This window comes from Streptomyces swartbergensis, from assembly GCF_002148965.1.
In the GTDB taxonomy this organism is placed as follows: domain Bacteria; phylum Actinomycetota; class Actinomycetes; order Streptomycetales; family Streptomycetaceae; genus Streptomyces; species Streptomyces swartbergensis.
The window spans coordinates 35,979-58,213 of the sequence record NZ_NGFN01000009.1 but is presented as its reverse complement, the minus strand read 5'-3'; the positions used below and the strand labels follow the sequence as shown (position 1 = coordinate 58,213).

The following is a 22,235-nucleotide window of genomic DNA, read 5'->3' as shown; positions in this document are numbered from 1 at the left end:
TGCCCGCCCCGTCGCCCCCACCGCCTACACACCCTGAACACGCCGTACCCGAACGGTGGTACCGGCGGCACCGACTAGGCACCGGACGAACGCGCCCGCGTCCAGTCAGTCGCTGAACCGCATCTTCGAACTGCTCCCGGCTCACCCAGGAAGGGACTGGCATGCACAGAACCCGGCACTTACCGCTCCTTCGGATCCTTTTGACCACGCTCCTGCTCGCGCTCGGCGTGACCCTCGCACCGTCGGCCACCGCAGCCCCCGCCGCGGCCCCCGTACGCATCATGCCGTTGGGCGACTCGATCACCGGCTCACCGGGCTGCTGGCGGGCAGTGCTGTGGAACCGTCTGCAGAGCACCGGCTACAAGAACATCGATTTCGTCGGCACCCTCAACCAGCAGGGCTGCCCGCAGGCACACGACGGCGACAACGAAGGCCACGGCGGTGAGCTCGTCACCAACGTGGCGAACCAGAACCTGCTTCCCGGCAGGCTCGCCGCCACGCGTCCCGACATCGTTGTCATGCACTTCGGCACCAACGACGTGTGGAGCAGCATCTCCCCCGACACCATCCTCGCCGCATACACCAAGCTGGTGCGGCAGATGCGGGCGTCGAATCCGGACACGAAGATCCTCGTCGCCCAGCTGATACCGATGAACCCGTCCGGCTGCACCGGCTGCGCCCAGCGCGCGGTCGCCCTCAACGCACGCATCCCCGAGTGGGCCCGGGCAACCAGTACGAGCCGCTCCCCGGTGACCGTCGTCGACCAGTGGACCGGATTCAACACCGCCACCGACACCTACGACGGCGTGCACCCCTCCGCCCCCGGCAACGAGAAGATCGCCGCCCGCTGGTACCCCGCCCTCACCGCCGCCCTCGACAAAGGCGTACCGGGCGGGCCGGGCACCCCGGGCGGCGACTCCGCCTGCACCGCCTCCTTCCGGGCCGTCTCCTCCTGGCAGAGCGGTTACCAGGGCGAGGTGACCGTGACCAACGCGTCCACGTCCTTCGTCAACGGTTGGACCGCGACCGTGGTACCGGCCGCGGGCGCCCGCCTCACCCAGGTCTGGAACGGCAGCCTCGGCACGACCGCCGGCGGCAGGACCACCGTCGGCAACGCGTCCTGGAACGGCACGCTCGCACCGGGCGCCGGCACCACGTTCGGCTTCACCGCCGACACACCGGCGACGGCCGGCAGCCCCTCGGCCACCGTCCGTTGCACGGCACGAGCCGCCCTCTCCTGAACACTCCGTCTCCGTCGAATGGGAGCACCCATGAAATCCCCCACCCGCGCCGCGCCACGCATGGCCGCGGTCATGGCCGCCCTCCTTGGCCTGCTCGTCCCCCTGCTCGGTCTCGGTACACCGGCGCACGCCGCGCCCACCGGCTTCCGCGTCCAGAACGGCCGACTGCTGGAAGCGAACGGGAACGACTTCGTCATGCGCGGCGTCAACCACGCCCACACCTGGTATCCGACCCGGATCAGCTCCATCGCCAACATCAAGGCCAAGCGCGCCAACACCGTCCGCGTCGTCCTCGCCAACGGTGACCGCTGGACCCGCAACGACACCGCCGACGTGGCGAACGTCGTCTCCCAGTGCAAACGCAACCGGCTCATCTGCGTCCTGGAGGTCCACGACACCACGGGCTACGGCGACCAGAGCGGAGCGACCACCCTCTCCCGCGCCGCCGACTACTGGATCAGCATCAAGAGCGCCCTGGCCGGCCAGGAGAGCTACGTCATCGTCAACATCGGCAACGAGCCGTACGGCAACAACAACGCCTCGAGGTGGACCGCCGACACCAAGGGAGCCATCCAGAAGCTGCGCAACGCCGGGCTCAACCACACCCTCATGGTGGACGCCCCCAACTGGGGCCAGGACTGGTCCTTCACCATGCGGGACAACGCCGCGTCGGTCTTCGCCGCCGACCGGGACCGCAACACCGTCTTCTCGGTGCACATGTACGGCGTCTACAACACGGCCGCGAAGGTCAACGACTACCTGAACCGCTTCGTCGCCGCGAAACTCCCCATCGTCGTAGGGGAGTTCGGCTTCAACCACTCCGACGGCAACCCCGACGAGGACGCCATCATGGCCGCGGCCCAGCGTCTCGGCATCGGCTACCTCGGCTGGTCCTGGAGCGGCAACAGCAGCGATGTGCAGTACCTGGACCTGGTGACCGGCTTCGACCCCAACCGGCTCACCAGCTGGGGCCAGCGCCTCTTCAACGGCGCGAACGGCATCGCCGCCACCTCCAAGGAAGCCAGGGTCTACTCCGGTGCCGCGCGCGGCACTTCCCCGACCGCTGCCCAAGCCGACCGTTGATCCGTCCCGGCAGGCAAGGGCCAGTCATGCGCACGCCGTCCCTTGACTCACCCGCCGATCGCACTCCCCTGGCCACGACCCATGTATGGAGGAACAGGACGATGCACCCCAGCGTCACCGATGTCCCGGTGTCCGAGGACATCCGGGCCACCAGGACAGGACTTCGACGGACCGGCAGAACGGTCAGGTTGCGGGCAGCCGTGGTCGCGGCCGTGACCGGCCTGATCACCGCACTGGTCGCGATCCAGCCCGCGTCGGCCCGGCCGGCGTCCGCCCAGGACAACCCGTACGAGCGGGGCCCCGACCCCACCGTGAGCAGCGTCGCGGCCCAGCGAGGGACGTTCGCCACCGCGGAGGTCACCGTGCCGCCCGGCAACGGCTTCAACGGCGGCAAGATCTATTACCCGACCGACACCAGCAAGGGCACCTGGGGCGCCGTCGCGGCCGTGCCCGGCTACACCGCCAAGTGGGCCGCCGAGGGCGCCTGGATGGGGCCCTGGCTCGCCTCCTTCGGGTTCGTCGTCATCGGCATCGACACCAACAGCCCCAACGACTACGACACCGCCCGCGGCACCCAACTGCTCGCCGCACTGGACTACCTCACCCAGAAGAGCCCGGTGCGCGACCGAGTCGACCCCAACCGGCTGGGAGTGATCGGACACTCCATGGGCGGCGGCGGCGCCATCAGCGCGGCCGAACGGCGACCGTCACTGAAGGCCGCTTTGCCGCTGGCGCCCTTCTCCCCCTCGCAGAACCTGTCCTCCCTCCGGGTCCCGACAATGATCATGGGAGCCCGGGACGACGGCACGGTCACCCCGTCCTACCTCAACGGCCTCTACGCCGGCATGCCCGCCGCCACGCCGAGCGCCTACATCGAACTCACCAGCGGCGGCCACGGCTTCCCCACCTGGGGCAACTCCAACGTGACGCGCCGCACGATCCCCTGGCTCAAGATCTTCCTCGACAACGACACCCGGTACACCCAGCTCCTGTGCCCGTCGCCGGCGGACCGCACCGGCGTCTCCCGGTCCCAGGTCAAGTGCGCGTACGTGCCCGGCGGCGGTACGACCCCGCCCCCGCCAAGCAGCGGCCAGATCGTCGGCGCCGCCTCCGCCCGCTGCCTGGACGTACCCAACTCCTCCCAGACCAACGGCACCCAGCTCCAGCTGTGGGACTGCCTGGACCAAACCAGCCAGAAGTGGGCCCGCACCGACGCCGGGGAACTGCGCGTCTACGGCAACAAGTGCCTGGACGCCGAAGCCTCGGGCACCTCTGCCGGCACCCGGGCCATCATCTGGGACTGTCACGGCGGGCAGAACCAGCGCTGGAACGTCAACGCCAACGGCACCATCACCAGCGCCCGGTCCGGCCTGTGCCTGGACGCGAACAACGCAGGCACCGCCAATGGAACCCAGGCCATCCTGTGGACCTGCAACGGAGGCTCCAACCAGCGGTGGACCCTGCGATAGCGGCAAGCTGAACCCGGTTCACGAAAGAGCCGGACCGAAGTGCCGGGCGACGCTCGGCACTTCGGCCCTTTCGGACGTCTTCTCCTCACCCGCCAGACGCAGTACGGCGAGTTTCTGCTCCCGCTGAGCCGCGCCCAGGCGGTCCCTGGCGGTCCCTGGCGGTGAGGACCTTTCGCCCCGGACCGGAGAACCCGGCGACGGGGGTCGGTCGGTGCCCGCCCTATGACGACGACCAGTTCGTCCGGCGAGGCGAGACCGGCGCTGCCGTTCGTATCTGGTTGCGGCCCGACGACGTAACGGTGACAAGTTGCGACCAGGCCACCCACGCCACGCGCAGTTCCGCACTCGCCGTCCCCGGCCGGGGCCGAAGACCACCGTGAGCGCCCCGGGCTGCCCGGGCCATATCGCCGGTGGCACTCGGTGTCGAGTCGATTCCGAACGCCAGGAGCACCTGTCGACAGCAGACCTTCCGGAGTGGGAGCCGGTACCGGTGAACATTGACGGTGCCCCCGCCAAGGGCCGCTTCGCGGAAGTGGATTCCCTCAGCGAGGGCACCGTCGGTGTGTGCACGACGTGACCGTCGAGGTCGAGCGTCAGCCGGTTCGCACCAGCTCGAAGTCGTCGACGTTCACCGAGTTGCCCGGATTCGCGTCGGAGGACACGCCGACCTGGACCGACCCGTTGGTCACGGTGATGCCGGAATTGCTGACCTTCGTCCAGTTGCCGATCGACTGGTTGATCGCACGGTCCATTTCACCCGCGCCGAAGTTCTTGGCGAAGATGTTCGCCGACTTCTACCCTCCGCCGCTTTTCACCCAGGCCGACAATGTGTACGTCCCGTTCGGCACAGTGATGTTCTGGTACATGCTCGCCTTGTAAGCGGAGGAATAGGACTGCGAAATCGCCCAGCGTCCGGTGTGTGTCCGCCCAGCTGGTTGCTGTTCGGATCGCTGCTGACATTCGACGAGTTCGTCCAGCCGGCCAGCTTCTGCTGGGCAACCCGGTCGGCCTCGACGCTTGGGTTCAGGACGTAGTTGTTGCCGCTTCCGACGGACCACGTGCCTGCGGCGGCATCCACGTTCCAGTGGTTCCCAGCAGGAGCAGTCAGCGAGATGCTTTCACCAGTAATCACTTCCAGGGTCTGCCGCAGAGCGCAGCACCGGTGATCGAGTTCATCCAGAGCGGGTCGACAAGAAGACACCCCGTACATGTACTTCCGTATGCATCCGACACCTGAATGTCCACTACAGGCCGGCGTCGGACCACACCTAACGCCCGGAATACCCGGATCTTCCGCATGGACAGCAGACAGGGACGACAATACGCGGGCCCGAATTCGACCCGGATTCGACCCGAGCAGTTTGTTTAAGGGTTGTCCCGTAACTGCTGGTCACGGGTGAGATGATCTTGCCGTGTCTGGTGTGATCACGGCGTCGGAGCCCTCCTGGACAGCCCCGTTCACCGGGCTGAGCCCGCGCCAGTTCGGCAAGCTGATCACTGCTCTGCGGCGTGAGGGTGCGGACCCGGTGCGCAAGGGCCGTCCCTGGAGCCTGCCGCTGGAGGACCGCGTGCTCCTGGTCGCCGCTTACTGGCGGACGAACCTGACCTTGCGCCAACTGGCCCCGCTGTTCGGGGTGTCCAAGTCGGCCGCCGATCGCATCATCGACCACCTCGGGCCTGCGCTCGCGCTCCAGCAGCGCAAGCGGTTCCGCAAGGACACCGTGCTGATCGTGGTCGGCACCCTGGTCCCCACCGGCGACCACACCATCGCCGAGCAGTCCAAGAACTACCGCTACTCCACCAACCACCAGGTCGTGATCGACGCCGACACCCGGCTCGTCGTCGCGATCGGCCGACCAGTCGCCGGCAACCGCAACGACTGCAAGGCGTGGGAGCTGTCCGGCGCGAAAGACGCCGTCGGTAAGACCACGGTCATCGCAGATGGCGGCTACCGGGGTACCGACCTGGTCATCCCGCACCGCCGCGAGAAAGGCCACAGCGAACTCCCGGACTGGAGGAGGGGGTGTGTCAATTTAACGGCTGATCTTGGTTGTTGAGTGGTCAGTTGTTGCTCGGGGTCAGGCGGCCTTCGAAGGCGATCTGGAACGCGTTCAGGGGTGCTTTCCAGCGCATGGTCCACCTCTTGCGGCCCTTCCCGGTCGGGTCCAGGCTCATCAGCGCCATGTAGACGCACTTGAGGGCGGCGGCCTCGTTGGGGAAGTGTCCGCGGGCGCGGACGGCCTTGCGTATGCGGGCGTTCACGCTCTCGATCGCGTTTGTGCTGCAGATGACCTTGCGGATCTCGACGTCGAAGGAGAGGAAGGGCACGAACTCGGCCCAGGCGTCCGACCACAGCTTCACGATCGCCGGATACTTCCGTCCCCAGGACTCCTGGAACTCCAGGAACCGCTCCGTCGCCGCGTCCTCGCTGGGCGCGGTATAGACGGGCTTGAGGGCCTTGGCGACCTTGTCCCAGTCCTGGCGGGCTGCGTAACGGAACGAATTTCGCAGCAGGTGAACCACGCACGTTTGGACGATCGTGCGAGGCCAGACGGTCTCCACGGCCTCGGGCAGGCCCTTGAGCCCGTCGCAGACCAGCATCAGCACATCGTCCAGGCCACGGTTCTTCAGCTCGGTGAACACGTGCAGCCAGTACTTCGCGCCCTCGCCGCCGTCGCCGGCCCAGATCCCGAGGATGTCGCGGGTGCCGTCCACGGTCACCGCCATCACCACGTAAATGGGACGGTTCGCCACCTGCCCATCGCGGATCTTCACGTTGATGGCGTCCACGAACAGCACCGGGTAGACGCGATCGAGGGGGCGGTTCTGCCATTCGGCCATGCCCTCCATGACCTTGTCCGTGATGGTGGAGATGGTCTGCTTGGACACCTCGGCGCCGTATACCTCGGCCAGGTGCGCGGAGATCTCCCCGTGCGTGAGGCCCTTCGCCGACAGGGACAGCACCATCTCGTCCACCCCGGTCAGGCGCCGCTGCCGCTTCTTGACGAGCTGCGGCTCGAAGGTGCCGGCGGTGTCCCGGGGTACCTTCACCCCGACCGGCCTGACGTCGGTCAGCACGGTCTTCGCACGCGTGCCGTTACGGCTGTTGCCGTTGTTCTTCCCTGCCGGGTCGTACTTCTCATAGCCGACGTGGTCAGTGATCTCGCCCTCCAGGGCAGACTCCAGCACCCGCTTGGTCAGCTGCTGCAACAGCCCGCCCTCGCCGGTCAGCTGGAGTCCCTCGCTACGGGCCCGGTCCACGAGCATCGCGATCAACTGCTCGTCCGTCGTCGCATTCGACGGCGTCGCAGCGTCGTTCAGTTCAACGGGCTCGGACCCCACGGCGGTCTCGGTCATCTGGCGTCTCCTTGATCATCAGATCCGCCGTTGATTAGACACTCCCCTTCATGGACCGAATCGGGCTCTTCGCAGTTGAGGGTGTGAGCTCCGCGAATATAGAGCTGTTGGACGTTCGATCAGGACGTGTGAGCGTCGCAGTTCTCGCGGTTTGCGAGGACCTCGGCCATGTGTGTCTGCGCCCAGTTTCTGAGCCCGCGCGTCATGTGGTGGAGCGAGACGCCGAGGTCGGTCAGCTCGTAGGAGACGGTGACGGGGACGGTTGGCGTCACGGTGCGGGTGAGTAGACCATCGTGTTCCAGCGACCGTAGCGTCTGGGTCAGCATCTTCTGGCTGACCCCGGCCAGAAGGCGAGCAATCTCGGAGTAACGCATCGCCTTCGGAGCGTCTGCGTGTGCTGCACAGGGGGGTTCAGGGTTGTGGTCACCGCCCAGCGCACACAGGATCAGGACGACCCACTTGTCCGAGATTCGGTCGAGCAGTTGCTGGCTGGGGCATTCTGCGAGGAAGGCGTTGTACTCCACCTTGGCCTGAGCCCTCTTCTGGGCCGCCTTCATCGTCGTCACTGATCGCACCTCTCACCGATGGGTGGGTTACGCACTCCAAAGTGCCTACTTCCTGACAGGAAGTTTCTCTCCAATGCTGATGCAGGGAGGCAGCAGGCGCCACCCTCAAGTGCACGACGAAAGGCAACTCGATGAGCACACGCTCCCTCTCTCTTCCCGGCGGCACCTGGACTCTGGGTGACCTGACCGTCACCCGGTTCGGCTACGGTGCCATGCAACTGGCCGGCCCGTGGGTGATGGGGCCGCCGGCCGATCGCGAGGGTGCCCTAGCCGTTCTGCGTGAAGCGGTCGACCTCGGTGTCGCCCACATCGACACCAGCGACGCCTACGGCCCGCGGGTCACCAACGAGTTGATCCGCGAGGCACTGCACCCCTATCCCGAGTCGCTGCACATCGTGACCAAGGTGGGCGCGACCCGCGACGAACAGGGTGGCTGGCCCACGGCCCGGCGACCCGAAGATCTGCGCCGCCAGGTCCACGACAACCTCAAGTCCCTCCGGCTCGACGTACTCGACCTGGTCAACCTCCGACTCGGCAACGCCGAAGGTCCCCAGCCCGGCTCGCTCGCCGAGTCGTTCGAGACGCTCGTCGAACTCCAGCAGCAGGGCCTGATCCGCCACCTCGGGGTCAGCAACGCCACCGAGGAGCAGGTCACCGAGGCGCAGAGCATCGCGCCGATCGTGTGCGTGCAGAATATGTACAACCTCGCCCACCGCCACGACGACAAGCTCATCGACCGGCTCGCCACCGACGGCGTCGCGTACGTGCCCTTCTTCCCCCTCGGGGGCTTTACCCCGCTTCAGTCCTCGGCGCTCTCGGCGGTCGCCGCTCGATTGGTGACGACACCGATGTCCGTCGCACTGGCCTGGCTGCTGCAGCGATCACCGAACATCCTGCTCATCCCCGGCACGTCATCGACGGCGCACCTGCGCGAGAACATCGCCGGCGCGGGACGCTCCCTCTCTCATGAGGATTTGACCGAGCTGGACGACATCGGCCGCTGAGTGCCCAGAGCTGAATGGCTCACAGGCCACCACCGGAGCCACCGTTCAAGTCTCGGCCCCGGACACTTTCGTGCGACCGGGGCCGAAGCAGGACGATTCGCCCTCACCTGGTTGACTTCAGATCATCAACCGTCAGGAACTTGTGTACACCGTCGGTGGCAGCTCACCCCGCGTCGGTGGCCGGGTAGGCGTCGAGGTCTCCCGAGGGGTTCCTACACCAAGCCCATCCGGAAGACCTCGACGTTGCACGACGCTACCCCTGAGGCCGGCTTCGCCCGCGCCGACATGACTACGTTCTGCCGCCTTGACGAGCTCGGGCTCGAAGTCACCGGCCAGCAACTCACCCCGTATCGTGCGGTTCTGGCGTGCCGGGTCGTCGAGTCCGATCAGTGGTGCCACCGCTGCGGTTGCGAAGGCACACCGCGTGACACCGTGACCCGGCGGCTGGTGCACGAGCCACTCGGCTGGCGGCCCACGATCCTTCACGTCACGATCCGACGCTACCGCTGCATCGACTGTGCGCACGTGTGGCGGCAAGACACCACCAAGCCGGCTGAGCCGCGGGCGAAGCTCTCGCGCCGCGGGCTGCGATGGGCGCTTGAAGCCATCGTCTGCCAGCACCTCACTGTCGCCCGTGTCGCCGAAGGGCTCGGAGTCGCCTGGAACAACGCCAACGACGCCGTCCTGGCCGAGGGAAAGCGCGTCCTCATCGACGACACCGGCCGGTTCGACGACGTCACCGCTATCAGTGTCGACGAGCACGTGTGGCGACACACCAGGCGTGGCGACAAGTACGTCACCGTGATCATTGACCTGACCGGCAACCGCGACGGCACCGGCCCTGCCCGGCTGCTCGACATGGTCGAAGGCCGCTCCAAGCAGGCTCTCAAGACCTGGCTCGCCGAACGAGAAGAGTCCTGGCGTAATCGCGTCGAGGTCGTCGCGATGGACGGTTTCACCGGGTTCAAGACCGCAGCCAACGAGGAATTGCCCGACGCGGTCGCGGTCATGGACCCTTTCCACGTCGTGCGTCTGGCTGGCGACGCACTCGACCGATGCCGCCGACGTGTCCAGCTGGCCATCCACGGGCACCGCGGACGCAAGAGCTACCCGCTCTATACCGCACGGCGAACCCTCCACACCGGCGCTGACCTGCTCACCGACAAGCAGAAGGACCGACTGACGGCGCTGTTTGGGGGGTCTACCAGCGGATGATCGCCGCCTACCGAGAACCCGATCGGAGTAAGGGCCGAGAGCTGATGGTGAAGTTGATCGAGTCGGTCAGCCAGGGCGTCCCGAGCGCGTTGAGCGAGATCATCACGCTCGGCCGGACACTGAAGAAGCGAGCCACCGACGTGCTGGCCTACTTCGAACGCCCCGGCACGTCCAACGGGCCGACCGAGGCCATCAACGGACGGCTCGAACACCTCCGCGGCTCCGCCCTCGGATTCCGCAACCTCACCAACTACATCGCCAGATCCCTGCTGGAAACCGGCGGCTTCAGGCCACGCCTACACCCTGGATTGTGAAGAGCCCCGAATCGACGCCGGCCAACTACCGATGGCGACCACACAGTGGCTGGGCAGAACCACTATCGCGGGCGTGTATATCGCCGCGCTTACCGGCGCCTCCCTCAACCAGGTCTACAACGCCACCCGTGATCACGGCTGGCGGCAGGGCGCCCTGGACAGGCCCGGCCGGTGCCCGCTCCGTGTCCCGGCCACCGGCAAACTCGATGGCACCCCCTGGAGGGAGGCCGTCGACTACACCGAAGCAGGCTTCGTGATGCGCCAGTTGGGCACGGCGTGCTTCATCGTCATCGCCTATCTGACCGGGATGCGTCCCGGCGAGGCGGCCGGGCTGCGCAGCGGCTGCTGCCCCGACCCTGAGCCGGACAGCGCAGGGCGGAAAGGGCGGCACTTGATCACAAGCACCGTGTACAAGACCGCCCGCGACGAAGACGGCAACCACCGCTCCGAGGGCGAAGTCCGCGATGTTCCCTGGGTGGCCATCGCCCCCGTCGTGAACGCCATCCGTGTCCTGGAACGCATGGTCCCCGAAGGCCAGCTGCTATTCGACCACCACGCCCACGACCTGCGCGGCACCCGGACCGGCACCGGATCCCTCACCGTGCACACCCTGGGCATCCGGGTGGAGGACTTCATCACCTGGGCCAACCATGAGGCAGCCGCCCGCGGGCTGGCCGGTGAGTTCATCCCGCCGGATCCGCACGGGAAGATCGGTACCGAACGGTTCCGCAGGAGCCTGGCCTGGCACATCGCCCGCCGTCCCGGGGGCCTGGTCGCGCTCGCGATTCAGTACGGCCATCTGCGGACTTCCGTATCGGCCGGATACGCCGCGCGCAGCCGGGACGGCATCCACGACCTCCTCGCCGTCGAGACGGCCCGCGCCACCATCGACACCGTCGCCGACCTGAATGCCGCTCTCGAGGACGGCCTCCACATCTCCGGGCCCGCCGCCCGCCGGGCCATCAAGGCCGCCGCCACCGCGCCCCAGTACACCGGCACCGTCATCACCGCCCGGCAGGCCCGACAGATCCTCGCCAACCCCCACCTGGCCATCTACGACAATCCCCACACGCTGCTGATGTGCGTCTACAAGCGCGACAAGGCCCTGTGCCACCGCGGCCTCAAGGACACCCCCAGCCTCGACCAGTGCGTCCCCGCCTGGGCGAACATCGCCCGCACCGACCAGCACGCCGCCGGCCTCCGTCTCCGCGCCACCGCGCTTGACCAGCAGGCAGGCCATGTCCCCGGCCCGCTGGGCGAGCGACTGCGCGACAACGCCACCCGGCTGCGCGACCTCGCCGACGCCCACCACCGCACCCGCGCCACCCTGCAGGACGGCACCGCATGAGCCCCGCGCCCGACGAACGCCGTATCCGCGCGGCCATAGGCCGCATCCTGCAGGGGACCCTGCAGCACTCCAACGGCGCGCTGACGATCGTCGCCCTGGCCCAGGAAGCCGGCGCACCTCGCAACGCGCTCACCCAGCGCCACCTGGATCTCAAGAATGACTTCTACGCGCAGGTCAGGGCGCGCGGACAGATGCCGGGATCCGAGATCCGCCTGCGCCAGCAGATCGTCAAACTGAAGGAGCTCCGCGCCAAGGACGCCATCGAGCTGGCCCAGCTGCGGACCGACGTCGAGCACCTCGTCCGCGCTGTCAACCAACTGACCGCGCACAACCGACAGCTGCTCCACGCGCTGTCCCAGCCCAACCTCCCGGTCCGGGCGCTGCCGACCCAGCCGCACCTGGGCCGAAGCCACTGAGTCGCCGCCCGATGTCCGGTGCAGATGGAGGCTTCGTCGCAACGTGCGGCTGACCAGCGGAAAGCGTGTCTTCACCGCACACGTCGAGCTTGTGAAGATCTACCTTGCAGTTCCTGCGAACGTACCCGGCCAGCGGCTGTTCCGCGCCTGACCACCGGATCTGCGGGTAGTCCCGATGGAAGGGCCGTGGACGGCGGAGGTCATCCGTGGCTGGGTGGCTCGTCACGCGGCGAGGGCGAAGAACGACGTCGCGATGATCCGCAGTGTGGTTCTTCTCCCGTGCCTCTCGGACGGCGTGCTCGGCCGCAGAGAACTGCCAGGCGACCGCGGCGGCAGAGGAGACCTCTATGACGGAATCCAGGCCGAAGCCGATCAGGGAGTTCGGGGTCAGGTGCGGCGGGCGGCCCAGACGGTGCGCTCGGTGCGTACCGTCAGGTCGTCGCGGCGCAGGAGGCTGTGCGGGCTGCTGGTGTCGAGGAGCTGGTCGAGCGCGGCGAGATCCTCGGGGGAGAGTCTTTCGGTGATGACGCTGCGGATGCGCTGCAGGACGCCGAGGGCGTAGCGGCCGATCGCTTCGCTGCGCGAGCCTTCGATGTTCACGGCGATGGTGCGTTCGCCCTCGACTGTGAAGCCGGCGGCGGTCAGCATCGGGCCCCAGTCGGCGCCGCGGTGGGGCATGTGCTCGGCTTGGAGGCGGTCGGCTGCGGCGTGAACGCGCTCTTCCAGGCCGGGCCGGTTCTTGGGGGCGTTTTCGGGCAGGAAGCGGGGGTGGCCGGCCAGTTCGACGACGGCGAACAGGCCGCCGGGGGCGAGCGCGTCGTGCACGGTGCGCAGTGCGCGGTCGGGGTGGTCCATGTGGTGCATCGAGGCCGACGCCCATACCAGGTCCGGTGAGCCGAGGTCGGGCCAGGCGGCTTCATCGAGGTCGGCCTGCACCGTGCGCACGCGCTCCTGGACGCTGCGGGTGCACGCCTTGGTGCGCAGGCGCTGAAGGTGTTCGGCGGACGCGTCGACGGCGGTGACGTGTGCGTCGGGGAAGCGGTCGAGGAGGGCGAAGGTGCCTGCGCCCGTGCCACAGCCCAGGTCCACGATGTGGTGTGGGCCGGTATGCAGCGGCAGCCATGCGGTGATGGAGGCGGTGTGCTCGGCGAGGACCTCGGCGTCCAGGTCGAGGATCTCCACTTGGTCGTCGGTTCCGTGTTCATGGTGGTGATCGTGCGAAGCGCCGTGGTGGGGGGTGTGCGGGTGTGCTTGGTTCATGCTCTCGACACTAAGACTCTATGCGTGTGCGGCACGAGTTCTTCCGGTTTACGCAAGACGATGGCCGGGGGTGCTGCCCGACGGGCAAGAGGTCGCCACTACGCAGGCCGTCGCGCAGCCCGCGCCGTCATTCGGGAGCGCCCTGAGCGTCGTCGCCGTCGCGCTGGTGGCCGCGGCGGGCGTCGCGGTCGAAGATGCCGAGGATCTCGCAGGGCCCGCTTTCGGCGCCGATGGCGTGCGGCATCATCGTGGGGAACTCGGCCGCCTGGTTGGTCTCAAGGCGGAAGCGGCGGTGGCCGAGCATGAGGATCGCCGTGCCGGACAGGACGACGAGCCATTCGTGCCCTGGGTGGGCGCGCATGCGCGCCGGGTTCTCGGGGGGTGGTTCGGTCATGCGCTGGCGCACCACGCTCATCCCGGGGTCGGCCTTGATGGTCCAGCGCATCTGGCTGTGGGTGCTGTCGATCGTCGGGCTGGTGACGATGTCGTCGGTGGCGGTCTCCACGAGTTGATCCAGCGTGGTGTCCAGGGCGCGGGCGAGAGTGACCAGCTGATCCAGTGCGAGGCGGCGCTGGCCGTTCTCGATGCGGCTCAGCGAGGACTGGCTGAGGTGGGCGCGGGTGGCCAACTCCTCCAGGGACCAGCCCTGCGCTACCCGCAAGGCTCGGATGCGTTTGCGTACGAGGCTGTCCAGATCTCCATCTTCTTGCGTCATGCGCAACATCATATGCCTTCAGGGCAAGTCCGCTTAGCTTCGTGTGCGGACGGTCCGAGGCGATGGGGCCGCGCATGAGGAAAGGCAGGAGGCCATGGCTGTGACGACTTCTCCGTATGTGAGCGACGTACTGCCCAGTGGAACCGTCGACGCGGTGGTGATCGGTGGCGGTGCTGCGGGGCTGAACGGTGCGCTGATGCTCGCCCGCTCCCGCCGCTCGGTCGTCGTGATCGACAGCGGCACCCCGCGCAATGCGCCGGCAGAGGCCGTGCACGGCTTCATCGTCCTGGACGGCACCCCGCCCCGCGAGATCCTTCGGCAGGGCCGGGAGCAGGTGCGCCAGTACGGAGGGCGCGTCGTCTTCGGTGAGGTGGCCTCGGCCGAGCCCGTCGTCCCGTCGGCTGACGGGGATCTGCGGTTCACCGTCACCCTGGCCGACGGCCGGAGCGTGACCGCGCGCCGGGTCCTGGTGGCCACCGGCCTGCAGGACGTTCTGCCCGAGATCCCCGGCCTCACCGAGCACTGGGGACACAGTGTGGTGCACTGCCCGTACTGCCACGGCTGGGAAGTGCGCGACGAGCCCATCGGCATCCTCGCCACCGGCCCGGCCTCCATCGGCCACGCACTCCTGTTCCGCCAGCTGACCGAGGACCTGACCTACTTCACCCACGGCACTTCTCTGGATGAGGACACCCGCGCACGCTTCGCCGCCCGCAGCATCCACATCGTCGACACCCCGGTGCAGGAGATCGTCAACAACGAGGACGGCACCCTCGCCGGGGTGCGCCTGACCGACGGCCAGGTCGTGGCCCGCCGCGTCCTCGCGGTCGCCACCCGGATGGAGGCCCGCACCGAGGGCCTGGACGGTCTGAAGCTGCCGATGCAGGACCTGCCCGACAACATGGGCCGCGGCTTCGCCTCCGGCATGGCCGGCACCACCGAGGCGCCGGGCGTGTGGGTGGCCGGCAACGCCACCGACCTCTCCGCCCAGGTCGGCGCCTCCGCCGCAGCCGGCGCCCTGGCCGGTGCCCACATCAACGGCCTGCTGGCCACCGCGGATACCGACGCGGCCCTCGCCGCAGCCCAGGGCGAGCCCCCCGCCCCCTGACGTCCCGGCACGGCATCGGCCCACCGCTCGACCGCACCCGGCGACGCGCGCGGCGGGCCCAAGCCCCGCCTCCCCCTTCACTCGGCGACCGGCCCTGCTCCGGCGCTGACTCGGCATGCCCATTTTGAGAGGAATCCATGAGTACGAACCAGCCCATACAGGCCGCGCAGGCCAGTGGCGGGGGTGTTCCCGACGAGCGTCAGCTGCGCACGATCCTGATCACCGTCTCCATCGCCCTGATGGCGGTCATCGCCTCGGTGACCGGGCTGAACGTCGCGCAGACCCACATGGCCGTGGAATTCGGCGCCTCCCAGAGCACGGTCCTGTGGATCATCAACATCTACACCCTCGCCCTGGCCGCGCTGCTGCTGCCACTCGGCGCCCTGGGCGACCGCCTGGGCCGCAAGCCCATGCTCATCGCCGGACTGGGCGTCTTCGGCATCGCCACCGTCACCGCGGGCCTGGCTCCGACGGCGGAGGTGATGCTCGCCGCCCGCGTGGCCAGCGGTATCGGCGCCGCAATGATCATGCCGATCACACTTGCCGTCATCACCTCCACCTTCCCCGAAGAGCAGCGCGGCAAGGCGATCGGCGTGTGGACCGGTGTCGCCGGAGGCGGCGGCATCCTGGGCATGTTCCTCTCCGCCCTCCTCGTCGACGTCGCCGACTGGCGCTGGCTGTTCACCCTGCCAGCGGTCCTGGTCCTCGTGGCCCTGGCGATGACGCTGAAGTCGGTTCCCAACTCCCGCGAAACCTCGGCCCACCGATTCGACACCATCGGCGCCCTGGTCTCCGCGATCGCCGTGACCGGCCTCATCTTCGTCCTGCAGGAAGGCCCCGAACACGGATGGACCGCCCCCCAGACGCTGATCAGCCTCGCCGTCGGCCTCATCACCGCCATCGGCTTCGTGACCTGGGAACTGCACCGCCGCGAAGCCTCCCTGCTGGACGTGCGGCTGTTCCGCAAGCGCAGCCTGGCCAGCGGCTCGATCACGCTGCTGGTGGTCTTCGGCGTCCAGGCGGGCATCGGCGTGGTCCTCTTCCCGTTCTTCCAGGCCGTACTCGGCTGGTCGGGCCTGCTGTCCACGGTGGCGATGATGCCCATGGCCGTCATGATGATGATGGCCTCCGGCCTGGCCCCCAAGCTCGCCGCAGGTATCGGCGCTCGCTCGACCATGGTGGTGGGCATTGCGCTGGCCGGCATCGGCATGGCTCTCATGGCCTTGTTCGTCTCCGTCGGCGGAGGCTACCTGTCCGTCCTGCCCGGCCTGCTCGCCATGGGCATCGGCATGGGCCTGTCGATGACCCCGTCCACGGAGGCCATCACCGCCTCCCTGCCGCGTGAGAAGCAGGGCGTCGCCTCCGCCCTCAACGACGTCACCCGCGAGTTCGGCACCGCACTCGGCGTCGCCCTGCTCGGCGCGCTCGTGTCCGCCGGCTACCGCAACGCCATAGACGCCAGGCTGCACGGCATCCCCCAGGGCGCCGCGGACACCGCCCGGGAAGGCGTCGCCAACGCCGTTGAGGTGGCGGACAGCACCGGCCCGCACGCACAGGACCTGCTCCACGCAGCCCAGCAGTCCTTCGTCGACGGCTGGCAGCAGGCCATGTGGGCAGGCGCCGCCATCATGGGCGTCTTGTTCGTCTACATCGCCTTCCGTGGCCCCAAGAACACGCCCTCCGCGGTTGCGGACGAGTGCGAACCCGCTGAGGCCGTCGCCGCCGGCTGACCGCACAAGAGCCGGGCGCACAGCAAGCAGACCGCTCCGCGGACACCGCCTTCGCCAGCCGCTCGCCGGGGACCAGGAAGCCGCTGAACGCATCGAGCTGCCCCTGCCCGAGACCGGAAGTGTGCCCCGGCGCCGGCCTCTTCGACGCCCCCAGGCCGAGGCGTCGGACGGCGATTGCTGCGGCTCCCCAGCAGCCCTCCAGATCGGCGTAGTGCCTGACTGCAGTAGCAACCCTCGGCATGAGCGAGGCCATGACCGGAAGCGGGGCCGGTCGCGGCCTCGCTCATGCTGCGTGCACCATCTGACCCGCCCCTGGCCAGAGGTTCCATGCGTATGGGTTCAACACGCTGTACTTGACAGGGAACGCACCTGGACCGACGACACCACCCACGCGATCCACGAATCACAGACTCTGCGCATCGAACGCGTCCACGAAACCGATCCGCGTGAGGCCGCCTGGACCGTGGCCGCATACGAGACACCCGTCTCGGACCGGATGTGGCACCTCACCGCGACCGGCACTACCCCCGCCTCCGTGCTCCAGGCCCTGCTGCACCACCTCGCCGAAGGCGACGCATGGGACACCGCCATCGGCAGCCCCGTCGACGAGAAGACCGTCACCGCCGCCACCAAACCCCTCACCGACGCCGGATGGAAGCACACCATAGACGGACGCTGGATCCGCTGGACAACCCCGTCCGAGGACGTTGGTATCCAGTTCGATGCCTTCGCCGCCCAGACGCCGAGCAGCACGCTCGCCACCTGGACCATCTGGGCCGGCCCCAGCATCGACCACCCCACCTGGACCGTCACGGCATCCCCCTACACCCCCAGCGTGCTGCTGACCGACCTCGCCGAGAACCTCGCCCACGGCACCGGGCCTCGGACGTACACCCCCGTGGAGGTGAAGCGCCCCGCGCACCTCACCACCGCCCCCACAGGACCGCGCCCCAGAGCAACAACAGCACACTCGAGCCGACCCCGCTGACGGAGTTTGACCCGTGCCCAGCCCTCGGTSACCGCGCAGTTGGCCGGGCATCGGTCATCGAACACCGACGGGCAGGGGATCGGGCTTCGGGAGCGAGACTATGGTGAGACCGGTGGCGGCGCGACGGCGTCCCCGCAGGATGATCGGAGGCAGGAGTTGACAGGTGGCAGACGCTGACCGGCTGCCGTTGCCGCTCAGACCGGACGCGCGGCTCTGGATGACCGTCTCGCCGCAGCGGAGGGTTCTCGGTGTGGTACACAACATCACATCAGCCACCCGGCTCCTGGAACTTCTTGCGGTCTTCGACGGCGACGAGCGGATTCAGGTTGTCTTCTCCTGCACAGACTCCTCCGCCCTGGACGGAGGCGTATCCGATTTCTTGCTCCGCCGGGGAGTGCTGACGATTCCTTGGCGGGTCGCCGTCGCGGAGAACTTCGACCCGGCTCTCGCTACAAATCGAGGCGGAGACTTGCACAAGCTTCGATTTCCACTGATAGGCGCACCCCACGGGGCAGGATATAATAAACACTTGAGCCGGGAGCCGGGAGCCGGGAGCCGGGAGCCGGGAGCCGGGAGCCGGGAGCCGGGAGCCGGGAGCCGGGAGCCGGGAGCCGGGAGCCGGGAGCCGGGAGCCGGGAGCCGGGAGCCGGGAGCCTTCGGACTCACGGAGGAGTGGCTCCTGCACGATGGGCACGTTGTCCCGTCAGCGATCGTACTGTCCCACAAGGAGCAGCTCGATCGGCTTGCAGTCAGCTGTCCGCAGGCGTTGCCCAAGGCTGTTGTGGCCGGCGACCCGTGCATCGACCAACTGCGCGTCAGTCTTCCCTTCCGTGAGAGCTACCTGCAGGCGTTCGGGCTGTTGCCGGGTCAGCGGCTCGTGGTCGTGTCCTCGACCTGGGGAGCCGGTTCGGTGCTCGGCTCACCGCGCGCCGACGTTCTCCGTCGATTTTTGGCCGAGCTTTCCGCTGAAGAATTCCGTGTCATCGCGGCCGTCCACCCGAATATTTGGCATGGCCATGGCTCGTGGCAGCTACACAGGTGGCTGGCTCCCTTTCTGGACTCCGGGCTTCTCCTGCCGGTTCCGGAAAGCGACACATGGAAGGCAGCTCTCTGTGCGGCTGATTTTCTTCTGGGAGACCACGGTTCCTTGACCATGTACGGAATTGCATTGGGTATCCCCTGCATTCTCGGTGCCTTTGACGAATCGAAGGTGGCACCAGGGTCCCCCATGGCCAGGCTCGGCCGGCTACTGCCCCGCCTGGCCGCCGATCGCCCCGTGCAGCGTCAGCTTGCCGCCCTGCACGGGCAGCGCGACGATCCGGAACTCCAGGCGGTCGGGGAGACGGTCACGTCGGAACCGGGCCGCTCCACCGAGTTGCTGCGCCGGCTGTTCTATACCTGGCTGCGGCTGGAGGAACCCGGCCATCCCGCGTGCGTGTCCGCGATACCCGTACCGTCCCAGCCTTCCGGCCCGGGTGCCTGCCGCGTTCCTCATGAGGCGCCCATGTTCGTCACCGTTTCCGTGACGGACGACAGCGCTGGGGAAGCCGACGGTGAAGTGACCGTCCGCCGCTACCCTGCGGCGCGGCAGCACGGCCATGGCCCACACATCGCCTCGGCTCATCTGGCCGCCGACCGCGACGATCCGGACCGGCGGTGGCCGCGTACCGCCGACGTGCTGCTGGTTCCGCGCGGGCGCACGGCGGCCCGTCCGGAGGACGACCCGTGGTGCGCCTATGCCGCGGAATCCTCCGGCTGCGGGCTGCTCGCCGCGGAAACCGAGGAGGGCGGGTGCCTGGCGCTGCTCCCGGACGGCGGTCGCGTGCGGGTGAGCTGGCGAGAGCGTCCCGCCTGGGCAGCGTTCCCCCTGGCAGCGTCGGCGGTCTACGCGTGGACGGTGCGAGAGCACACGGTGGGGACGGCCCGTGCCCGCCCGACACGATCGGAGCGGATCGTCGTGCGCGCCGGCGACCTGCCCGACCCGGGGCTGCTCGACCTGGCCTACGTCTGAGCCCACCTTGGCGGCGCCCTGTTCGTGGCCGGCTCCTACGCCTGCTCTCCTCCCTCCCGCTCCAGGCGGTGCCGCGCCTCACCCTCGTGAATGCTGCCTTCTTCCGCGAAGAGCGCGCGGGCGGACGTCCAGTCCTCGACGGCCAACGCCCGCTGCCCCAACCGCAGGCGGACGTCTCCGCGCAGCAGGAGGGCCTGCGCGGCGTAGTAGGCCGAGCCCACGCCGGTCATGCCGTCCACCGCCAGGTCCAGCGCCTCGACGGCTTCGCGCAGTCGCCCGCAAGCGCCGCGGTTCTCGGCAAGACGCAGCCGGGCCTTGGCCATGTTGAAACGGTCCGGTCCGTCCGGAAGACCCTCGAACTCCTCTACCGCGGAGAAGTTCACCTTCCGCGGCGTCGTGGCGCCCGAACGCCGTGTACGTACTGCCCAGGTGCAGAGCGAGGAGAGCCTCGCCACGGGGGTGGTCGATCCCCTCAAGCGCCGCTTGGGCACGGCTGAACAGATCGATCGCGTGCCCGGGGCGCTTGAGTTTGCGTTGGAGCAGTCCCAGCCCTTCCAGAACGCTGGACTCCGTGCGACGTTCACCCTCGCTCCGGCCGGGCACACCGGGGTTCACCAGGCTCAGCGCCTGTTCGAAGTGCTCCCGGGCCAGCCGCGAATCGCCCTCCTCCACGTTCCAGCGTTCAAGGTGCGCGAAGCCCAGCTCATAGGACGCACGGGCCACCGCCATCGTGTCACCGGTCTCCAGCGCCGAGGCGAGGCCGAGCTCGGCCGCCTCGATCCACTGGGTGTCGCGCCCGGTACGGAGGCAGAAAGTCCGGATGGCCTGACTCAGCCGCCACGCCTCCGGATGAAGCCCCGCCTCGGCGGCCAGACGCACCGCGGCGAAGATACCCGCCTCGCGTCGAGCCAGCTCACGCAGAGCTTCGGTCTGTCGGCGCTCGTCGGCTGCCGTGTCCGCCGGGAAGGTGTTCATGGGACTGTAGAGCCAGCGCATCGACAGCGTCTGCTCACCCCGCTCTGTGATCCGCAGGAAGTGATGGGTGATCCGCCGCCGCACCGCCTCGCGTTCACTTTCCGTCTCGTCGCGCTCCGCGACGGTCGACGCGTGGTCGTGGACGAGGATGTGCATCCGGTACGTGTCGAGAGCCTGGCGCTCGACCAGACCGCCCGAAATCAAGGCGCTCAGCGCGGTGCGCGCCTGCGACGGCTCCCAGTCCGGTACGAGCGCGAACACGGTGTCCAGCTGGAAATCCTCACACATCAGCATCCCCAGGCGGCGATAGAGCTGCGCCGTCCGCACGGCCATGCGCCCGTAGGCCAGTTCGAGGGCTTCCGGCAGGGGATTCGGATCGTCCACGTCGAGCAGCTCCTGTCGTGCGGCGCGGTCGGCGAGCCGGGCACCGACGTCCTCCACAACGCCGGGGACGGGCGCCTTCAGATGTCCGGCGATCAGCCGCAGCGCCAGCGGCAGACCGCCCAGGTGCCGGACAATCGGTACGAGCTTGGCCGAATCCTCGGTGGTACGGCTCACCTTGACCAGCAGCTCCAGAGCGTGCTCGTCCCGCAGCGCCGGAACCGGGAGCGGAAGGAACTCCAGGAAGGTCGTCAGGTCGTGCGGTGCCTCCTGCCCCGTCATGAGGACCACGCCGTACGGCTGGTCGGTCAGCAGGTCACGCACCTGACGGGTCGTCGTGACATTCTCCAGCAGGAAGACCGCTGACCGGTCACGCAGTTCGTGACGCACCCGCCGTGCCTTGGCCGGGACGTCGGCCGGACGCTCGTCCCTCGGCACGTCGAGCTCGTCCAGCCAGTGCTCCAGCACCACCGCCGGGTCGACTATCCGCCCACCCTGCATCCCAAGGTCGGCCTGGAGGCACGCCCCGACGAGGACGTCCCGGTGCGAGTGGATCCACTGTCGCGCCGTGCTGCGCTTCCCCACCCCTCGTACACCGTTGAGGAACACGGACGTCACGACCCCGGCCGCCTGGCAGGCGCGCCAGTGGCTGTCCATCTCCCGGAACAGTGCGGTGTGGTTGACGTAGTGGAGAAGAGCCGAGGATGCCTCGGCGGGTGTCGCCCTCGTCAGAGCCTCTCCGACGAGTTCGCGCACCTCCCGCACGGTGTCGGGACGTTCAGCGAACAGTTCCAGCACACGACTCGACCACTCGTCCGTGATTTCGGTCACCGTGTCCTCGTCGCCGGCCTCTCCCGCCTCCACCGCCTGGCGACGAGCTTGCTCCAGCTCGTCGTCAACCGCCGCCTCCTCGGCTCCGTCACGGACGAACAGCGCCACCAATCGGCCCTTGCCCCAGGTCCAGGCGTCCTGCACGGCGTTGCCCACCAGGCTGCGGATCACGATGCTCCCGAGAGCGACGATCTCCGGGTCCACTGCACTCCCCACGAACGAT

General features: G+C 68.4%; 16 protein-coding genes and 4 pseudogenes. 14 read left to right on the top strand and 6 right to left on the bottom strand.

The window, feature by feature from the left end; all coding sequences use genetic code 11:
• Positions 1-161: 161 nt before the first annotated feature.
• The 5 genes and pseudogenes from CA983_RS03230 to CA983_RS03210 all read left to right on the top strand — a co-directional run.
• Positions 162-1,241 (top strand): GDSL-type esterase/lipase family protein, encoded by a 1,080-nt coding sequence (locus CA983_RS03230; protein ID WP_086599342.1) that lies wholly within the window; start codon positions 162-164, stop codon positions 1,239-1,241.
• A gap of 30 nt (positions 1,242-1,271) precedes the next feature.
• Positions 1,272-2,324 carry a glycoside hydrolase family 5 protein gene (locus tag CA983_RS03225; RefSeq protein ID WP_086599341.1) on the top strand — a complete coding sequence of 351 codons (1,053 nt, stop codon included), beginning with the start codon at positions 1,272-1,274 and terminating at the stop codon, positions 2,322-2,324.
• 101 nt (positions 2,325-2,425) lie between these two features.
• The gene (locus CA983_RS03220) at positions 2,426-3,793 is read left to right on the top strand and encodes a poly(ethylene terephthalate) hydrolase family protein (RefSeq protein WP_086599340.1); all 1,368 of its coding nucleotides are present in this window, start codon (positions 2,426-2,428) and stop codon (positions 3,791-3,793) included.
• A 564-nt stretch (positions 3,794-4,357) separates the two neighbouring features.
• Positions 4,358-4,672: a hypothetical protein gene (locus tag CA983_RS46110; RefSeq protein ID WP_158101825.1), complete on the top strand. Its 315-nt coding sequence runs from the start codon at positions 4,358-4,360 to the stop codon at positions 4,670-4,672.
• A 533-nt stretch (positions 4,673-5,205) separates the two neighbouring features.
• Positions 5,206-5,811: pseudogene (locus tag CA983_RS03210) on the top strand (transposase family protein); the annotation flags it as partial.
• 43 nt (positions 5,812-5,854) lie between these two features.
• Here the strand turns inward: CA983_RS03210 and CA983_RS03205 are convergent.
• Positions 5,855-7,060, bottom strand: coding sequence for an IS256 family transposase (locus tag CA983_RS03205; RefSeq protein ID WP_244206610.1), 1,206 nt, complete (start codon positions 7,058-7,060; stop codon positions 5,855-5,857).
• 209 nt (positions 7,061-7,269) lie between these two features.
• The gene (locus CA983_RS03200; RefSeq protein ID WP_208636870.1) at positions 7,270-7,707 is read right to left on the bottom strand and encodes a winged helix-turn-helix transcriptional regulator; all 438 of its coding nucleotides are present in this window, start codon (positions 7,705-7,707) and stop codon (positions 7,270-7,272) included.
• A 140-nt stretch (positions 7,708-7,847) separates the two neighbouring features.
• Here CA983_RS03200 and CA983_RS03195 point away from each other — a divergent pair, with 140 nt between their 5' ends.
• From CA983_RS03195 to CA983_RS03180, 4 genes and pseudogenes are all read left to right on the top strand, one after another.
• Positions 7,848-8,720, top strand: a complete 873-nt coding sequence (locus CA983_RS03195) for an aldo/keto reductase family oxidoreductase (RefSeq protein ID WP_086599338.1) — start codon at positions 7,848-7,850, stop codon at positions 8,718-8,720.
• Between the two features lie 285 nt (positions 8,721-9,005).
• Positions 9,006-10,249: pseudogene (locus CA983_RS03190) on the top strand (ISL3 family transposase).
• Between the two features lie 31 nt (positions 10,250-10,280).
• Entirely contained in the window at positions 10,281-11,597 is a 1,317-nt protein-coding gene (locus CA983_RS03185; RefSeq protein ID WP_086599337.1) for a hypothetical protein, read from the top strand.
• Positions 11,594-12,013 carry a hypothetical protein gene (locus CA983_RS03180; protein ID WP_086599336.1) on the top strand — a complete coding sequence of 140 codons (420 nt, stop codon included), beginning with the start codon at positions 11,594-11,596 and terminating at the stop codon, positions 12,011-12,013. The genes CA983_RS03185 and CA983_RS03180 overlap by 4 nt, the downstream gene beginning before the upstream one ends.
• A gap of 225 nt (positions 12,014-12,238) precedes the next feature.
• Here the strand turns inward: CA983_RS03180 and CA983_RS47570 are convergent.
• From CA983_RS47570 to CA983_RS03165, 3 genes and pseudogenes are all read right to left on the bottom strand, one after another.
• Positions 12,239-12,392, bottom strand: a pseudogene (locus tag CA983_RS47570) (cation transporter); the annotation flags it as partial.
• Positions 12,393-12,400: 8 nt separating this feature from the next.
• Positions 12,401-13,273: a class I SAM-dependent methyltransferase gene (locus tag CA983_RS03170; RefSeq protein ID WP_086599335.1), complete on the bottom strand. Its 873-nt coding sequence runs from the start codon at positions 13,271-13,273 to the stop codon at positions 12,401-12,403.
• 127 nt (positions 13,274-13,400) lie between these two features.
• Positions 13,401-13,988 (bottom strand): helix-turn-helix domain-containing protein, encoded by a 588-nt coding sequence (locus CA983_RS03165; RefSeq protein WP_425276410.1) that lies wholly within the window; start codon positions 13,986-13,988, stop codon positions 13,401-13,403.
• Between the two features lie 94 nt (positions 13,989-14,082).
• Here CA983_RS03165 and CA983_RS03160 point away from each other — a divergent pair, with 94 nt between their 5' ends.
• The 5 genes and pseudogenes from CA983_RS03160 to CA983_RS45725 all read left to right on the top strand — a co-directional run bounded on the left by CA983_RS03160 (position 14,083) and on the right by CA983_RS45725 (position 19,825).
• Positions 14,083-15,096 carry an NAD(P)/FAD-dependent oxidoreductase gene (locus CA983_RS03160; protein ID WP_086599334.1) on the top strand — a complete coding sequence of 338 codons (1,014 nt, stop codon included), beginning with the start codon at positions 14,083-14,085 and terminating at the stop codon, positions 15,094-15,096.
• A gap of 137 nt (positions 15,097-15,233) precedes the next feature.
• Entirely contained in the window at positions 15,234-16,826 is a 1,593-nt protein-coding gene (locus CA983_RS03155) for an MFS transporter (protein WP_086599333.1), read from the top strand.
• Between the two features lie 61 nt (positions 16,827-16,887).
• Positions 16,888-17,037 (top strand): annotated as a pseudogene (locus CA983_RS47565) (flavoprotein); the annotation flags it as partial.
• Positions 17,038-17,814, top strand: a complete 777-nt coding sequence (locus CA983_RS03150) for an SPDY domain-containing protein (RefSeq protein WP_341866635.1) — start codon at positions 17,038-17,040, stop codon at positions 17,812-17,814.
• Between the two features lie 781 nt (positions 17,815-18,595).
• Positions 18,596-19,825, top strand: coding sequence for a hypothetical protein (locus tag CA983_RS45725; protein WP_143645442.1), 1,230 nt, complete (start codon positions 18,596-18,598; stop codon positions 19,823-19,825).
• 78 nt (positions 19,826-19,903) lie between these two features.
• Here the strand turns inward: CA983_RS45725 and CA983_RS03135 are convergent, their stop codons facing one another.
• Positions 19,904-22,216 (bottom strand): hypothetical protein, encoded by a 2,313-nt coding sequence (locus tag CA983_RS03135; RefSeq protein ID WP_086599330.1) that lies wholly within the window; start codon positions 22,214-22,216, stop codon positions 19,904-19,906.
• Between the last annotated feature and the right edge of the window lie 19 nt (positions 22,217-22,235).

Excerpts from the sequence above, each read along its gene's own strand:
- CA983_RS03230 (WP_086599342.1), top strand. The coding sequence starts at position 162 with ATGCACAGAACCCGGCACTTACCGCTCCTTCGGATCCTTTTGACCACG.
- CA983_RS03170 (WP_086599335.1), bottom strand. The coding sequence starts at position 13,273 with ATGAACCAAGCACACCCGCACACCCCCCACCACGGCGCTTCGCACGAT.
- CA983_RS03165 (WP_425276410.1), bottom strand. The coding sequence starts at position 13,988 with ATGACGCAAGAAGATGGAGATCTGGACAGCCTCGTACGCAAACGCATC.
- CA983_RS03185 (WP_086599337.1), top strand. The coding sequence starts at position 10,281 with ATGGCGACCACACAGTGGCTGGGCAGAACCACTATCGCGGGCGTGTAT.
- CA983_RS03155 (WP_086599333.1), top strand. The coding sequence starts at position 15,234 with ATGAGTACGAACCAGCCCATACAGGCCGCGCAGGCCAGTGGCGGGGGT.
- CA983_RS03160 (WP_086599334.1), top strand. The coding sequence starts at position 14,083 with ATGGCTGTGACGACTTCTCCGTATGTGAGCGACGTACTGCCCAGTGGA.
- CA983_RS03200 (WP_208636870.1), bottom strand. The coding sequence starts at position 7,707 with ATGAAGGCGGCCCAGAAGAGGGCTCAGGCCAAGGTGGAGTACAACGCC.
- CA983_RS03205 (WP_244206610.1), bottom strand. The coding sequence starts at position 7,060 with ATGCTCGTGGACCGGGCCCGTAGCGAGGGACTCCAGCTGACCGGCGAG.
- CA983_RS03220 (WP_086599340.1), top strand. The coding sequence starts at position 2,426 with ATGCACCCCAGCGTCACCGATGTCCCGGTGTCCGAGGACATCCGGGCC.
- CA983_RS03180 (WP_086599336.1), top strand. The coding sequence starts at position 11,594 with ATGAGCCCCGCGCCCGACGAACGCCGTATCCGCGCGGCCATAGGCCGC.
- CA983_RS03195 (WP_086599338.1), top strand. The coding sequence starts at position 7,848 with ATGAGCACACGCTCCCTCTCTCTTCCCGGCGGCACCTGGACTCTGGGT.
- CA983_RS03225 (WP_086599341.1), top strand. The coding sequence starts at position 1,272 with ATGAAATCCCCCACCCGCGCCGCGCCACGCATGGCCGCGGTCATGGCC.